At 42.0% G+C, this 16,328-nt stretch carries 12 protein-coding genes; 5 read left to right on the forward strand and 7 right to left on the reverse strand.

The genetic code is table 11. From position 1 onward, the window contains the following. Window positions 1–37 precede the first annotated feature (37 nt). Together ACEN82_RS05520 and ACEN82_RS05525 are read right to left on the reverse strand one after the other, a co-directional pair. Window positions 38–445 carry a hypothetical protein gene (locus ACEN82_RS05520; protein WP_413322368.1) on the reverse strand — a complete coding sequence of 136 codons (408 nt, stop codon included), beginning with the start codon at window positions 443–445 and terminating at the stop codon, window positions 38–40. 144 nt (window positions 446–589) lie between these two features. Beyond that, a complete protein-coding gene (locus ACEN82_RS05525; RefSeq protein WP_413322369.1) occupies window positions 590–751 on the reverse strand; it encodes a hypothetical protein in 162 nt (53 codons plus the stop codon). A 289-nt stretch (window positions 752–1,040) separates the two neighbouring features. On the opposite strand from ACEN82_RS05525, the gene ACEN82_RS05530 reads away from it, so the two are divergent. Next, window positions 1,041–2,930 (forward strand): SPFH domain-containing protein, encoded by a 1,890-nt coding sequence (locus ACEN82_RS05530; protein WP_413322370.1) that lies wholly within the window; start codon window positions 1,041–1,043, stop codon window positions 2,928–2,930. 407 nt (window positions 2,931–3,337) lie between these two features. Here ACEN82_RS05530 and ACEN82_RS05535 read toward each other — a convergent pair whose 3' ends face one another. Next, on the reverse strand, window positions 3,338–4,177 hold the full coding sequence (locus ACEN82_RS05535; protein WP_413322371.1) for an MBL fold metallo-hydrolase: 840 nt from the start codon (window positions 4,175–4,177) through the stop codon (window positions 3,338–3,340). A gap of 244 nt (window positions 4,178–4,421) precedes the next feature. After that, a complete protein-coding gene (gene lpdA, locus ACEN82_RS05540) occupies window positions 4,422–5,813 on the reverse strand; it encodes a dihydrolipoyl dehydrogenase (RefSeq protein ID WP_090533040.1) in 1,392 nt (463 codons plus the stop codon). Window positions 5,814–6,212: 399 nt separating this feature from the next. On the opposite strand from lpdA, the gene ACEN82_RS05545 reads away from it, so the two are divergent. Then, window positions 6,213–9,515, forward strand: a complete 3,303-nt coding sequence (locus ACEN82_RS05545) for a TonB-dependent receptor (protein ID WP_413322372.1) — start codon at window positions 6,213–6,215, stop codon at window positions 9,513–9,515. Between the two features lie 147 nt (window positions 9,516–9,662). Further along, window positions 9,663–11,183, forward strand: a complete 1,521-nt coding sequence (locus ACEN82_RS05550; RefSeq protein WP_495643978.1) for an IS1182 family transposase — start codon at window positions 9,663–9,665, stop codon at window positions 11,181–11,183. Between the two features lie 426 nt (window positions 11,184–11,609). Here ACEN82_RS05550 and ACEN82_RS05555 read toward each other — a convergent pair whose 3' ends face one another. The 3 genes from ACEN82_RS05555 to ACEN82_RS05565 form a co-directional block, all read right to left on the reverse strand. Beyond that, window positions 11,610–11,795, reverse strand: coding sequence for a hypothetical protein (locus tag ACEN82_RS05555; protein WP_413323118.1), 186 nt, complete (start codon window positions 11,793–11,795; stop codon window positions 11,610–11,612). 101 nt (window positions 11,796–11,896) lie between these two features. Further along, the gene (locus ACEN82_RS05560) at window positions 11,897–12,586 is read right to left on the reverse strand and encodes a sterol desaturase family protein (protein ID WP_413323119.1); all 690 of its coding nucleotides are present in this window, start codon (window positions 12,584–12,586) and stop codon (window positions 11,897–11,899) included. 19 nt (window positions 12,587–12,605) lie between these two features. Then, window positions 12,606–13,787, reverse strand: coding sequence for an AIR synthase related protein (locus ACEN82_RS05565; RefSeq protein ID WP_413323120.1), 1,182 nt, complete (start codon window positions 13,785–13,787; stop codon window positions 12,606–12,608). Between the two features lie 219 nt (window positions 13,788–14,006). Here ACEN82_RS05565 and ACEN82_RS05570 point away from each other — a divergent pair, with 219 nt between their 5' ends. Continuing rightward, on the forward strand, window positions 14,007–15,782 hold the full coding sequence (locus ACEN82_RS05570) for a chloride channel protein (RefSeq protein ID WP_413323121.1): 1,776 nt from the start codon (window positions 14,007–14,009) through the stop codon (window positions 15,780–15,782). 19 nt (window positions 15,783–15,801) lie between these two features. After that, on the forward strand, window positions 15,802–16,296 hold the full coding sequence (locus ACEN82_RS05575; RefSeq protein ID WP_176628352.1) for a hypothetical protein: 495 nt from the start codon (window positions 15,802–15,804) through the stop codon (window positions 16,294–16,296). Window positions 16,297–16,328 lie beyond the last annotated feature (32 nt).

The following is a 16,328-nucleotide window of genomic DNA, read 5'->3' on the forward strand; positions in this document are numbered from 1 at the left end:
AGGCTATGTCTCTGGCTTGCATGCAAAGAATTACCTGTTAAAATTTACTTGCCCGCAAAGCTGTAACCTTTGAACCCTCCGGGCCGGTACTTTCAAAAACTATCTTATTTTCGGTTAGTTCCGAAACGTAAAAAACGAAATTGCGGGTTTTGCCATCAGGGAGTTTCTCGGTTACATTCATGTTGCTTCCATTCAGCGTAAAAGAGCCGTGCGACAGGAATTTGCCGCCCCATACAATCAGGAATTTCATTTCGGGCGTAAACTGAATATAAGGTACGTTGGCATCCAACTCGGCTTGTTTTACGGTATCGGGCGGGCTGGCATTTGGATGCTCGATTTTTATATATTTCCATTTGCCGGTAAGCGTCCTAACCGAAACTTCAGGTTTACATGATGCTATAAAAAACACCACTACAGCAAACAATAAAAAGCCTTGTTTTATCATAACAGAAAAATGTTTGGATAAAACTATACAATTGCTTTTAAAATTGAAAGCGAAGGCTTAGTCTTTAGTCTAAAGTCATAAGTCTGAAATGCGGTGAGGAAAAAGAGATCTTTTGACTTCCGGCTTAAGACTATTGACTTTACACTATCTCTTCTTCAAACCTTTATTAGTACGCTCTTCGGCTTGCTTCACTTCGTCTTTTTCACTTAGCGGGCCCTCGGTTTTGATCTCTTTGGCTTGGTGTCCACCCGCTTTTGCCGGACTTATCCTGGTACCTTCTTTTTTGATGTCTTTGGGGATACTCATAGCGGTAATGTTAAGTATTCATTAAACAATAGGATACTTATTTAACTACACCTGTTGTAAAATGTTTCCTGAAAATTATTTAAAAATTTACTTTCTGTGTATCAATTAATTACATGAATTTGACGACGCCCCTGAAATCTTTTTAAGATTTTTCGTAACAAAATATAGTTGCAACTGTCTTAATGACACTATATAGCCAAGGTACTCTTCCAGTTAAGCTATAAGTATTGTGAGGGCCCGCACCTTAAGGGTTCCGTTAATAAAAAAATCAAAAACAATCTTTAAAAAAATGGACAATCTAATTGTTAGTCTGTGGTGGGTTATACCCGTCATAGTGTTATTGCTGATGTACAAATTTGTTTTGCGCGTGTTTTGCGGCATGGTTATCGTTCCTGACGACCGTATCGGACTGGTGATCAAAAAGTTTGCCCTTACAGGTAATAGCCGCCTGCCCGACGGCCGTATCATAGCTACCCAGGGCGAAGCCGGTATGCAGGCCAAAGCGCTTGCCCCGGGTTTATACTGGAAAATGTGGCCATGGCAGTACACCATAGTCATGCAACCTTTTACCATCATTGAACAGGGCAAGCTTGGCCTTGTGAAGGCTAAAGATGGTGCTCCGTTTGATACTGGTCGTGTACTGGGTAAACCGGTTGAATGTGATAAGTTTCAGGATGCTATCGCCTTTTTAAATAACAACGGCCAGAAAGGCCCGCAGGCCGCTTTCCTTACACCAGGTAGTTACCGTATCAATGCATTTTTGTTTGATATTGAGATGGTGCCTATCACGCAGATCCACGAAAATAAAGTGGGGATTATTACCACACTTGATGGTGAACCATTGAATAAAGGTGAGATAGCCGGCGAATCGGTACATGGACATAAAAACTACCAGGATCCGATAGCCTTTATCAACGCCGGCGGCCGTAAAGGGTTGCAGGAGGATGTGATCCTGGCCGGCACCTATTATCTTAACCCATGGTTTGTGAGCGTTGAGCAGGTAGATATGATCTACATCCCTATTGGTTATGTAGGTGTTGTGAATTCGTTCGTAGGCCCCGAAGGTAAGGATACCAGTGGTGATAATTTTAAACATGGTAACATTGTTAAACGTAACGAAAGAGGTGTTTGGGACGAACCGCTCGACCCCGGTAAACACCCGGTAAACATCTATACCCACGCTGTTGAAATTGTACCCACAACCAACATCGTACTTAACTGGGCAGATAGCCGCACCGAGTCGCACGAACTGGATAAGAACCTGTGTACCATTACGGTAAGGTCAAGCGATGGTTTTACTTTTAACCTGGATGTGTCACAGATCATCCACGTGCCACGTAACGAAGCACCAAAAGTGATTGCAAGATTTGGTAAAATGAAAAACCTGGTATCGCAGGTATTGGAGCCAACCATTGCCAACTACTTCCGTAACTCGGCCCAAAAAAGTGATGTGATCGGCTTTCTGGCCAATCGTATCCAAAGGCAAACAGATGCGCGTGAGCACATTGGCCGGGTATTGGAAACCTACAACGTAATTGGTGTGGATACCCTGATAGGTGACATAGTACCTCCGGCAGCGCTGATGAAAACCCTTACCGACCGTAAGCTGGCCGAAGAGGAAAAGGTTACTTACGAGATACAGCGCCATGCACAAATTGAGCGTAAGGAGTTTGAAAGCGCCCGTGCAGGTGCCGATATGCAGCCTGAAGTAGTAAAATCAACCCGCCAGGTTGAGATTAACACCCAGATGGCCGCTTCAAGGGTTGCCGCATCAAAAGGTGAGGCAGAAGCTAAAACCATCAACGCAAAAGCCGATGCCGAGGTAAGGATTACGATAGCCAAGGCCGATGCCGAAGCCAAAACAGTTAACGCAAAAGCCGACGCCAATGCCACAGAGGTAAATGGTATGGCCGAAGGTGCCAAGATCAAAGCCATAGGTTTATCAGAAGCCGAGGTTACCAAACAAAAAACCGAAGCCATGGGTACCGAACAATACGCTATAGTGCGTGTGGCCGAAGCTTTGGCTGCTGCAGGTATCAGGTTGGTGCCTGAGATATTGGTAAGCGGTAAAGAGGGCGGTAGCGGCGGTATGATTGATGCCTTGATAGGTACCGAAATGCTCAAAAAACTACAGATCGAAAACCAGGGCAAGGGCGATGCCACCACTAAAGGCGAATAATTAAAATAGATGCATAAAAATTAAAGGTTGATTATGTAATCCCTTCAAATTATGCATCATGGTTAAGGTTTGTGATGAGAGATTTTTGAGGAAGAGTACAAAATAACTCAAAATCCTAAACCTTTTTATTGAAGAGATCAACGGTTGGAGGTTAGTGGTTAGCCGCTGCCTCCGGCCAAAAGATAATACGTTCTTTATACCTAAACCTTTTTTGTAGTGATCAGAGCTTGAAGATTAGAGATAGTTGCTGTGATAGTATCCGGCTTTATGATTCAACCGCACTGATATAATTGACGAGGCTTTTAACCTAAACCGATCAATGAACAAAGGCATCCCGCGAGGGGATGCCTTTTGTGTTTTATGAGTTAAAGAATCAACAGAATCATCGAATCAAAACTAATCAACGGTCATAGGTCGCTTAGTTTAAATGTGTCCTTAACCCTGATGCCTTTTTCTGTTTGCTGTAAAGTGCAGCATTCATTAACCGGGTCGTGCTCAAAATATAATACGTATTCTTTTTCCAGTGCCTCGTTTAAAAAAAGCTTTTTCTCAGTCAGCGTTTGGAGCGGGAACATATCATAAGCCATTACGTAGGGGATAGGCAGGTGCCCGACAGATGGCAGCAGGTCGGCCATGTACAGGATCTGTTTGCCTTTATAATTAATGAGCGGCAGCATCATTGATTCGGTATGGCCGGATACAAAGCGGATCTCAAAATCTTTCATAAAGTTGATGCCGTCTTCAGTATCAACAAATTTTAGCTGGCCGCTTTGCTGTATAGGAATGATGTTTTCTCTGAAAAAGGAAGCTTTTTCCCGTTCGTTAGGGTTAATTGCCCAATCCCAGTGTTTTAGGTTACTCCAGTAGGTGGCGTTTTTAAAGGTAGGGAGCAGGTTTTCGCCCCCGCGTACAACCGCACCGCCCACATGGTCAAAGTGGAGGTGGGTTAAAAATACGTCGGTAATATCGCCGCGATGAAAACCGAGCGAAGCTAATGAACTATCCAGGCTTGCATCACCGTGAAGATAGTAATGGCTAAAAAACTTTTCGCTTTGCTTGTTGCCTATGCCGGTGTCAACTAATATCAACCTGTTTTCATGTTCAACCAGCAGGCAGCGCATGGCCCAGGTGCAAAGGTTCTTTTCATCGGCGGGATTGGTTTTGTTCCAGATGGTTTTAGGAACAACGCCAAACATAGCTCCGCCATCTAATTTGAAAAAGCCGGTATCGATGGTGTGTAGTTTCATTTAGTTCATGGTTTATAGTCCATAGTCCATAGTCGATGGTCCATAGATAATGGGTGTGACTTATAATGTGCTGATAGGGCTAAATTAGAATAATATTTTAAAGATAAGTTGTGGTTATAAAGTATGAAACTAAAAAGCCTCAAACCAAATGCAATGCATTTAATTTGAGGCTTTAAATATTTATTGTAGCTATAACTATCAACCATGAACTATGATCCATGAACCATACCCCATGAACCAAAAACTACAAGTGGATACACTCGCCGTAAGCTTCGGCAGCGGCTTCCATTACAGCTTCACTCATGGTTGGGTGAGGGTGTACCGATTTGATGATCTCATGACCGGTAGCTTCCAGTTTGCGGGCAGTAACTACTTCGGCAATCATTTCGGTAACGTTGTAGCCAAGCATGTGAGCGCCTAAAAACTCGCCGTATTTGGCATCAAATATCACTTTTACAAAGCCATCTTTAGCGCCGGCAGCACTTGCCTTACCCGATGCCGAGAATGGGAATTTACCAACTTTAACTTCATACCCAGCCTCTTTAGCTGCTTTTTCGGTATAACCAACAGAAGCAACTTCTGGTGAGCAATAGGTACAGCCCGGAATGTTGTTATAATCAAGCGGGTGAGGGTTTTGACCGGCAATTTTTTCAACGCAGATAATACCTTCGGCAGATGCTACGTGTGCCAGGGCCTGGCCTTTCACAATATCGCCAATGGCGTAAACACCTTCCACATTGGTACGGTAAAAATCATCAACCAATACTTTGCCGCGCTCGGTTTTAACTCCGTTTTCTTCAAGGCCGATGCCTTCAAGGTTGGTGGCGATACCTACTGCAGAAAGAACGATCTCGGCTTCAAGCACTTCGGTGCCGGTAGCTGTTTTTACAGTTACCTTGCACAAATCGCCGCTGGTATCAACCGACTCCACATTGGAGCTGGTCATGATGTTGATACCTTGTTTTTTAAGAATGCGGTTTAATCCTTTTGATACATCCTCATCCTCTAACGGAACAATATTATCTAAAAACTCAACTACGGTAACTTTTGTACCTATTGAGTTATAAAAATAAGCAAACTCAATACCGATAGCACCCGAACCAACTACAACCATTGATTTGGGTTGTTGCGGCAATACCATGGCCTGGCGGTAACCGATAACTTTTTTACCATCCTGTTTCAGGTTAGGTAACTCGCGCGAGCGGCCGCCTGTTGCTAATATAATGTGTTTTGCACTGTAGGTTTTAGCTGTACCGTCGGCGGCTTTAACTTCAACAGCGCCTTTGCTTTTCAATTTACCAAAGCCAACAAGAACATCTATCTTGTTTTTCTTCATCAAAAACTGAACACCTTTGCTCATGCCATCGGCAACGTTACGGCTTCTTTTAACAACCGCGGCAAAATCAACTTCGCCGGCGCCGTTAATTTTAATACCGTAATCGGCACTGTGGTTAAGGTATTCAAAAACCTGGGCGCTTTTTAATAAAGCCTTGGTTGGGATACAACCCCAGTTCAAACAGATACCGCCTAATGATTCTTTTTCGACAATGGCGGTTTTTAAACCAAGCTGGGAAGCGCGGATAGCAGCAACATAGCCACCCGGACCAGACCCAATAACAATTACATCGTAATCCATATTATTATTGATATACTTTAATTTCGTTTCAAAGGTAAATAAGCTGCGCGGATTTTTGTGGTTTTTCCGCAGCCCCCTATTTTTTGAATGCCAAAGCTAAGGAAAAGGGCTGAAATCAAAAAATGTACTGTCGGTATATATCACCTGCCACGCGTTATTTATATCTGCGCTGTGTCATAAAAGTAAAGGGCGTAAAGCAACCGTTAAGCCCGGGTATGATTTAAACCATATTATTTGTAATATTTTCATTGTTTTTGACGATTGTTTTATGGTTTTTATACTTATAATGTAAAATGTTGATAAATATATAATAATTGTTAACGTTAACTTAACATTGGTGATTAGTTCATTAATTATCTTTGCGCCAATTAATTAAACGTATAATTAAAAAAGCAATTTATGAGGAAGCATTACCTTCTTTTATTCATTTTTTCGCTGCTCACACTAAACTTTGCGTTCGCGCAAAACGTTACTACAAGTAGCATGTCTGGTACAGTGGTTGATGAAAAGGGATTACCACTCCCTGGTGTAACCATTACCGCGTTACACACACCCACAGGTACTAATTATTCAACTGTTAGCCGCGCCGACGGCCGTTACAACTTACCAAACATCCGTGTTGGCGGTCCGTACACTATCAGTTTTAAATTTATTGGTTTTAATACCTTTAGCCAGGATAACATCACGCTATCATTAGGTCAGGACTTTAAGATCAACGCTAAACTTGCACCTACCAATACCGAACTTAAGGAAGTTGTGGTTTCGGGTGTACAGAACAAGGTTATCAATACTTCAAGAACAGGTTCTCAGGAGATTATTAACCGCGCCCAGATCGATCGTTTACCAACTATCAGCAGGTCAATTTATGATTACACTAAATTAACTCCAACTGCAAATGGTACTTCATTTGGCGGCCGTAACGGTAATGGTAACAACTTAACTGTTGACGGTGCCTTGTTCAATAACTCATTTGGTTTATCAAACACCTTAGGTGGCCAGGCAAACTCACAGCCAATTTCATTAGACGCGATTGAGCAGATCCAGGTTTCTGTATCTCCTTTCGACGTTAGCCAGGGTCGTTTTGCCGGTACCGGTATCAATACCGTAACCAAATCGGGTACCAACGAATTTAAAGGTAGCGTTTACTACTACAAGCGCTCGGCTGGTTTAGTAGGTTTACATACGCTTACTACCGATGTTCAAAAACCAACAGTTGATTATAACCAACGTGGTATCAGCTTAGGTGGCCCGATCATCAAAAACAAATTATTCTTCTTCGTATCTGGCGAGCAGGAAAGGATCAAAGATCCGGCTACTTCTTACACCGCTTTACGCGATGGCCAAACTGCCGGCGGTAGCATTTCACAAGCATCTTATGCTGATTTGACAGCCCTGTCTACCTTCCTTAAAACTACTTATGGTTATAATCCGGGCGCTTTTGAAAACTACCAGTTACGTACGCAATCAGATAAGATCGCTGCCAAATTGGATTGGAATATCGACAAAAATAATACCTTATCATTGAAATATTTCTATTTGAAATCTTTCCGTGATGTGCCTCCAAGCAGTTCAGGTGCGCCTACAGGTGGTCGTGCACCAAGCAGCACTTCGTTGCCGTTCTTTTCATCTTACTATACCATCAACAACAACTTCAATATTGGTATTGCCGAGTTGAACACCCGTATCAGCTCAAACCTTGCCAATAAATTAACTGTAGGTTACCAGGCCCTGCGCGATTTCCGCGAGTCTCCGGGTGGTGGTTCATTCCCATTGGTTGATATCCAAAACCCTAACGGCACTACTTTAACCTCATTTGGTTATGAGCCATTTACTGCCAACAACGTATTGAATACCGATACCTGGCAGGCATCTGATAACTTAACCCTTTACAAGGGTAAACACGAGCTTAACTTTGGCTTATCATACGAGTCGAATAAATTTAAAAATGGGTTCGCTCCTAACTACTATGGTGGTTACCGTTTTAAAAGCTTAGATGATTTTTACGCTTCGGCTAAACAAGGCTTGCCAACTGCAACCCGCTACGATTTCCGTTATTCAGCTTTGCCTGACGGCTCGTTCCCGTTTGCTATTGTAAAATCATATACCATCGGCGCTTATGCTCAGGACAAATGGACAGTTAACGACAACTTTAAATTAACTTACGGTATTCGTTTTGATTTACCGGTTTACAATACTGACAGCCAGTATAATACCAATGCAGCAGCTTTAACGGGTTTCAGGGATGGTTACAAGATCAATACTGCACAGTTCCCTAAAACGAATATTCAAATTTCACCAAGGGTAGGCTTTAACTGGGATGTTAACGGCGATGCCAGCACACAAGTGCGTGGTGGTGCAGGTATCTTTACCGGTCCGGTTCCTTATGTATATATATCAAACCAGGCCAGCAACAATGGTGTACAGTTTGGTTCATACAGCATCGTACCTGGTGCCGGTGGTGTATTGCCAACCGACCCTCGTTTGGTTTTCAGCCCGGATGTTAATAAAAACAGGCCAACTGGGGCTGCTGCAAACACTTCATATAACCTGGTTGTTACCGACAGGAATTTCAAATTTCCATCAAACTTTCGTTTAAACCTGGCTTTAGACCAAAAATTGCCATTAGGCATTATCGGTACTTTAGAAGGTATCTATTCAAAAGATATCAACTCGGTATACTTTGTTAACCTTGCGTTGCCTACATCAGGTCAGGCTTTAAAGGGTAATGATAACCGTATCCGTTACAGCAGTACTACTGTTTATCCTTCAATCCCTGCTGCCCAGGGTGGTAACACAGCGGCGGTGCCTAATATTACTGATGCTATCCTGATGAAAAACACCAGCAAAGGTTATACTTACAGCGTTACCGGCCAGTTACAAAGAACGTTTAAAGAGTTTTACTTTAACGTAGCTTATACTCACTCTGATTCACGTTCGGTTAATGACGGTGGTTCTATCGCCCAGTCAACCTGGAGAGACCGTGTTGTATCCGGCGATCCTAATGCTGATGTTACTTCATATGCTAACTTCTACCAGCCAAACCGTATCATCGCTTCGGTATCATTCCGTAAGGATTATATCAAACACCTTACTACTTCGGTTGGTTTAACTTACGAAAGCGCTAACAATGGTGTTGCTTCATACACTTATAATGGCGACTTGAACGGTGATGGTCAAACTACCAACGATTTGATGTACATCCCTAAAGATGCAAGTGATATCGTGTTGGTAAAAGATAACTTAAATGACCCTCGTACTGTTGACCAAACTTACCAGCAGTTGAACGCGTTTATTAACCAGGACCCATACCTGAGCAAACACCGCGGTCAATATGCTAAGCGTAATGCTTTGGTATTGCCATACTTCCACCTGGTTAACTTTAACTTCACTCAAGATTTATATGCTTCAACCGGTAAAGTTAAAAACACGTTACAGTTTGAGTTTAACATTATTAACCTTGGTAACTTCCTGAACAGGAACTGGGGTAACTTTAAGTTTGTTAACCGTACAAGCCCATTATCATTTAAAGGTGTTTACGCCAACAACGCTAATCCTAATGATCCTAACATTGGTAAGCCAACATTCTCGTTCCCTTACTTTGATGATAAAAACCAAATCCCGCTTACATCAACTTTTGGTAACGGTATTTCGCAGGTATCACGCTGGCAAGCTCAAATTGGTTTAAGGTATCTCTTTAACTAATTGAATTTACCATATGATTTAAAGCCCCGGTCAATTTGCGTGGCCGTTGCGCAACTGAGAAAAGACTCGATCGAATAAAGTTTTGATCGGGTCTTTTTCTTTGATTAACTATTTGGTAGTCAGAGATTTATTTTGTATATTAAGGACATGCAAGGCAAAAAAGATTATCAGGAAAAGCTCTTCATCAGGTTTCAGCTTTCAGACTATGTTCCGGCTGATAACTTCTACAGGCGTTTGAAAGACATACTTGATCTCCACTTTGTTTATGATACAACGGCCAAATATTATGGTACAGAGGGTCAAAAGAGCATTGACCCGGTTGTGTTTTTCAAACTAATGCTTGTTGGTTATTTAGAGAACCTGAATAGCGATAGGCGCATTATTGCTACCTCACGTATGCGCATGGATATCCTCTATTTTATAGGATATGATCTGGATGAAGAACTTCCCTGGCATTCGACATTAAGCCGCACACGCCAGCTTTATGGAGAAGATGAGTTTACAGCTGTGTTTAAACAGGTTCTGAAAAAGTGTATTGATGCAGGTTTGGTAGCAGGTAAAAGACAGGCTATCGATAGCGCATTTGTCAAAGCCAATGCAGCTATGTCAAGTTTGGTCGAACGCGAGATCATGAATGATGCATCAACTTATGGCAAGCAATTGGACGATCATAATGATGAAGCCCCGGCTGGGGACATACCGGATGAAAACACCAAGCCTAAGCCGAGAAAGAACGCTAAAGTTGATAAGAAAGCGAACAGCAAGCGTTACAGCCCATCAGACCCTGATGCCCGGTTATCGGTGAAACCCGGAAAAACAACGCGGCTGAACTATTCGGCTCATGTAAGCGTAGATACACAAAACCACGTTATTACACACATCCAGGCCTTTCATGCAGATAGAGGAGATGCACCATGTCTGCCTGATATCCTTACCCATGTCGCCGGAAACCTTAAAGATAATGGCATGGAAATAGAAGATGTGCTTGCCGATACAGGTTATAGCGGTGAAGCGGCGCTTCTGTTTTTAGCTGATAATCATATTAAAGGCTTCATACCTAACAGGTCAGGATGTCAAAGCAGGGAAAGCCGGCAGGGCTTCAGTTATGACGGGGAGCAAGACCGGTATGTTTGTCCTGAAGGCAAATACCTTACTTTTCACAACTTCAAAAAAGCAGAGAACGATAATACCCATAAGATATATCGTACCAGTGTTAAAGATTGCAGGGACTGTCCGCTTAAAAGCACCTGCGCTAATCTGCAAGGCTTTAAAGTGTTTAAGGATTCCGTAGCTAAAGACCTTTATATAGAAATGCATGAACGCATGCAAACCCGACAAGGGAGCAAGGCCAGGAAAGTAAGACAAAGTACGGTAGAACCGGTACTGGGCACCCTGATCAATTTTACAGGCATGAAACAGGTAAACACAAAAGGGCTCGAATTGGCCAATAAATGTATGATCATGGCCGCCGTTGCCTATAACCTTAAAAAACTTGTCAATGGCGTTTCAACAAAGGTCAGAAGAAGAATAAGAAAAATACCCGGGAACCATTCTGATGCTTTTATTAATACTTTTTCGGCCTGTATCTCAATAACAGAGCACTCATTAAACGCTTTAGGGATGGCGATAAAAGCAAATGGCCGAATAACCATTTGCTCTGCAAATTAATTATTCAGCCATTTTAAGCCCTGTTGCGCAACGGCCACAATTTGCGGCCGGGGCTTTTTTCGTTAGAAATAATTTGATCATATATTTATATTATTTCATAGTGAGTGAAAGTTAATGTATTGGTTAATAATTATTAATCAATACATTAACTTTGTTTTGAATTGTACTTTTATATTTGAATAATACTTAAATTTTATCACCACCTATGAAAACAAATATCAAAATCATCGCGCTAATCCTCTTTAGCTTTTTAATCGGCTTCTCCGTACACTTAGGCTTTACTATGTCAATTGTGTCGTTTGAATTTACGTTATTGAAAGATATATTAAACCCCGGAAATAGCTTTTGGAATCAATTAAATATCTCACTTTTAGTGTTGTTTCATCTTGGATTGTTAGCGCTGCCTTTCATAAGATCATCAAAGTATTATAAAACTCTTTTGATCTTTATTCCGGCGTGTTTCCTGTTAACGGTTTGCACAAATACGGTCATCTTTTTATTAATAGCGCCGGATTTGGCAGTCTCGATGATTCCCTTTATAGTTATGTGGATCATCTGCCTGGTTAAAAACGATAATTCTAAGCGCATACCATATGAGGTGTCGTTGAACATATAAGCAAGGATAAAATTCAATCTAACCAATTATAGCCGGGAGCATTTGCATCGCCTCCGGCTTTTATTTTTTATAAAAGGTGAGCCTATAAGCTTATTGTTTAAGGCTTATAAGTTTTAAATAACCTATCCCAGATGTTGGTATAAAAGCCGAAATTAAAATCAATTTCCAGGTGATGCCGATGGTGAAAAGATGGCGTACCTAAATATTTAAAAGGAGCCATTTTTCGAACAGAGGCGGGAACGGGCTCAATACCTAAATGGCCCATGATACCGAAAAATACGTTGACTGTAAGATAGATCAACACCGCGTAGAAATTGAAGCTATATAAAGCCAGTATTATCAGCCATAGCGAACCAAAGCCTATGGTTTCAACTGGATGGAGAACAAACAGGTCGATAGGGATAGGATCGGCGTAATGATGGTGAAATTTGTGGATCGCTTTATAAATAACTGAGTGGTGGATGAAGTAATGGAAAATGAACATGGCCAGGTCCATCAGCATAAATAAGAGCAAGAAATCAAGAAGGGTGTACCACTTTAACTGGAACGTGAGTGTTATATAGTTGTGCTTAAAAAGCCAATAACCGGCATAGGTGATCGCTGTGTTGATGGCATTGGTTAACATGCATGCCAGAATCTCGTTTCGGCTTGCCCGTTTTATTGGTTTGTTGGATAGTTTTAAGATCAACCATCCGAATAGCAGGGCCAGGGTAGTAACAAAAAGGTTTTCGGCTAAAAATATCGCCCATAATTTTAATGGTGACAAAGTAGCCAAAAACCTCAGCATAAATTTATGTCGTTATTATTTACTCGTACTCAAACACCCCAAACTCTGATGTTACAGTCACTTTCTTGGCATCAGCCTTTTCCACACGGCCAATAACCTGCGCGTCAACACCAAAACTTTTTGAAATACTGATCAGTTCGGCAGCAATGGCCTCGGGTACGTAAAGTTCCATCCGGTGACCCATATTAAATACTTTATACATTTCCTGCCAGCTGGTTTTTGATTCTTCGTGGATGAGTTTAAACAGGGGAGGCACGGGGAACAGATTGTTTTTTATGATATGAAGGCCTTCCACAAAGTGTAATACCTTGGTTTGTGCGCCGCCGCTGCAATGTACCATGCCGTGCACCTGGTTGCGGTAGCCATCCAATATCTGTTTAATGATAGGGGCGTAGGTACGCGTCGCGCTTAAAACAAGCTTGCCTGCTGTTACGGCTTGGCCATTGCCAATATCGATAGCATCGGTAAGGTTTTTACTTCCGGAAAAGATCAGCTCATATGGTATAGCCGAGTCATAACTTTCAGGGAATTTATCGGCAATAGCTTTATTGAAAACATCATGACGGGCAGATGTAAGGCCGTTTGAGCCCATGCCGCCGTTGTATTCTTTTTCATAAGTAGCTTGTCCGTATGAGGCAAGGCCAACAATTACATCGCCGGGCTCAATGCGATGGTTCGAGATCACATCTTCGCGTTTCATGCGGCAGGTAACTGTCGAATCGACAATGATGGTACGTACCAGGTCACCTACGTCGGCAGTTTCGCCGCCGGTTGAGTAAATGCCTATGCCGGCCTCACGCAGCTCTGCTAAAATTTCTTCGGTACCATTAATGATAGCGGCAATAACTTCACCGGGAATGAGGCCTTTATTGCGGCCGATGGTTGATGACAGCAGGATGTTATCGGTCGCGCCAACGCAAAGCAAATCATCAAGGTTCATGATAATAGCATCCTGTGCTATACCGCGCCATACGGATATATCGCCTGTCTCTTTCCAGTAAGTATAAGCCAGTGACGATTTGGTACCTGCACCGTCGGCATGCATAATATTGCAATACTCAGGATCGTTGGTTAAAATATCGGGTACTATTTTGCAGAAAGCTTTTGGGAAAATGCCTTTATCGATATTTTTTATGGCATTATGAACGTCATCTTTGGAGGCTGATACGCCACGCTGATCATATCTTTGCGAAGAAATCATGGGCAAATATAATGCTATTAACCTTAATTTTCAGAAAGAGTGCTACTCCTTATACGGAGTTTAAATTATGAGTGTGACCTGATTAATAAAATTGACCGAAATTGTGTTTCTTTGTAAGAAAATAGACTGGTGTATATGATCAGCCTGTTTTATCAGCTTAATTGAAAACAATTCGCGCTCATAACTCTTCATCAGCAGAATTGGTAGTATATACTTCTTATGTTAAAAACGCTTTCCTACAAAATAAACCGCTGGCGGTTAAAACGCAATAGTCAACGTAACTTTTTAATTTATTGCAGCGTGTTTGTAGGTTTTATGGGCGGACTGGCCGCCGTTGCCCTTAAGTTTTTAGTGCATTTAATGGAAGAGTTAAGCCGGAATATCTCTTCGCACCTATATTATCATATAGCATATGTGTTTTTACCTGCAATAGGCATTTTGGGTACGGTGCTGTATCAGCACCTGATCAACCGCGATAAGATTGAAAAAGGGATAGGTAAGGTGCTCATCAATATCAAAAAGAACCGCTCAAACATCAAAGTCAATAATATTTATTCGCATTTAATAACAAGCTCGTTAACCGTAGGCTTCGGCGGTTCGGCAGGGTTGGAGGCGCCTATTGTTTGTACAGGTACAGCCATCGGTTCAAACGTAGGTAAGTTTTTTAAGCTTACACCCTATGAAAAAACGGTATTGTTAGCTGCAGGGTGTTCGGCGGGTATAGCTGCGGTATTTAACAGTCCTATTGCCGGGGTGCTTTTTTCGCTGGAGATATTAATAGGGGAGATCACCATTCCCACTTTTATACCTTTATTAATAGCCTCCGCTACGGGAGTTGTGGTTTCCAAATTATTATACTCGGGGCAATTGTTCCATTTGGTTACCGAAGGCTGGGCAATGAACGCCCTGCCCTTTTATGTGCTGCTTGGCATATTAAGCGGATGGATAGCGATATATATATCCAAAGTAGGGGGTAAACTTGAAGGAGGGATACTTAAAAAGCAAAACCGATATGTGAGGGCAGTTGGTGGCGGTGTGATATTAGGGTTGATCATTGCTGTGTTTCCTCAATTGTTTGGCGAGGGGTATCATTATCTCACCGAAATATTAAATGGTAATATCAATGTATTAAAGGAAGAAAGCTTTTTTGCCAACTGGCTTTCTGAGCCGCTTATCATGCTGTTATTTATAGGGGCACTCGTGTTTATCAAGATCATTGCTGCGGGTATTACCATTGGTGCCGGTGGCAATGGCGGTACGTTTGCACCTACGGTGTTTACGGGTGCTTTCCTGGGCTTGTTTGTGGCTTATGGGGTTAATCAAACCGGGCTGATACATTTAAACACGGTTAATTTTATTGCGGTGGGTATGGCGGGGGCCCTGGCTGGCGTATTGCATGCTCCCTTAACTGCTATATTTTTGATAGCCGAAATTACCGGTGGATATGTGCTTTTTATTCCGCTCATGATCGTATCGGCTATGTCATACATCATATCGCGCTATTCATCGCCCCATAATATGTACTGGAGCCAGCTGATTCATCATAATAATATTCACCCGGGGCAGGATTATGGCATGCTTAACAGTATAATGCTTGATAGCATCATTAACCGCAAATATACCCCGGTTGATAAACAAATGCCGGTTGGCGAATTTTACCAGGTACTGGCTAAAACCGATGCCAATATTTTCCCGGTGCTTAAAGAGGACGGAAGCCTTGAAGGTGTTGTATTGATAGACGACATTCGCCGGCGCCTGTTCAATAAAGATATCGCGGATGAAAATATAGCCGATATCATGATTGAGCCACCGGCTATAATTGATTATGATCAACCGGCCAGCAGCGTTATGGACACCTTTGATGCCATTGACGTATGGCAGTTACCGGTAGTAAAAGATGAGGTTTTTATCGGCTTTATATCCAAATCGGCATTGCTATCAAAATACAGAGCTGTGATTATTGAACAGCATAAGGCGAGTGATTTGTTTGCGTAGATAGTAAGCTATATAAAATATGAATCAAGGCGACGTGTTTACTTTTTTGGCGGCAGATAATCGGTATAAAGTGATCATCTGTACGAGTATTTACAAAGCGCGGAGCCCGCATTATTACATTTTTGCTGCCTTAACATATGATAATGAAGAGATCCCTGTAATTGAGGATGCCATCAATAGTGGCTTTTGGGGGAAGGCCGTTTATAAGGACGGTAATTTTAAATATCCGGACTCTCAAATTCAATGTATGTGGCAATATCATCCCGAAATTAAGCCTTATTATTTAGGTAGTTACGGGTTACTTATTTGGCGAAAGGATTTTTTGCAGTTTAAGGATAATATGAAGTTTGTCGGCAATCTGAAAATTATTAATGACTTGGATAAAAATGTAAATAGCAGCATGAATGCAAGCAGTTGGTTAACTTTGCAGCGTTTTTTTAACAGTGAAATTTCAAAGGTATTAACATATCGGTCGCAAAAAGTATTTGAGGTACGTTCAGTACTTTGCCAATAGTGGTGAGGTTATAGTGCTAAAACAAAAATGCC

It is taken from the genome of Mucilaginibacter sp. Mucisp73, assembly GCF_059491465.1.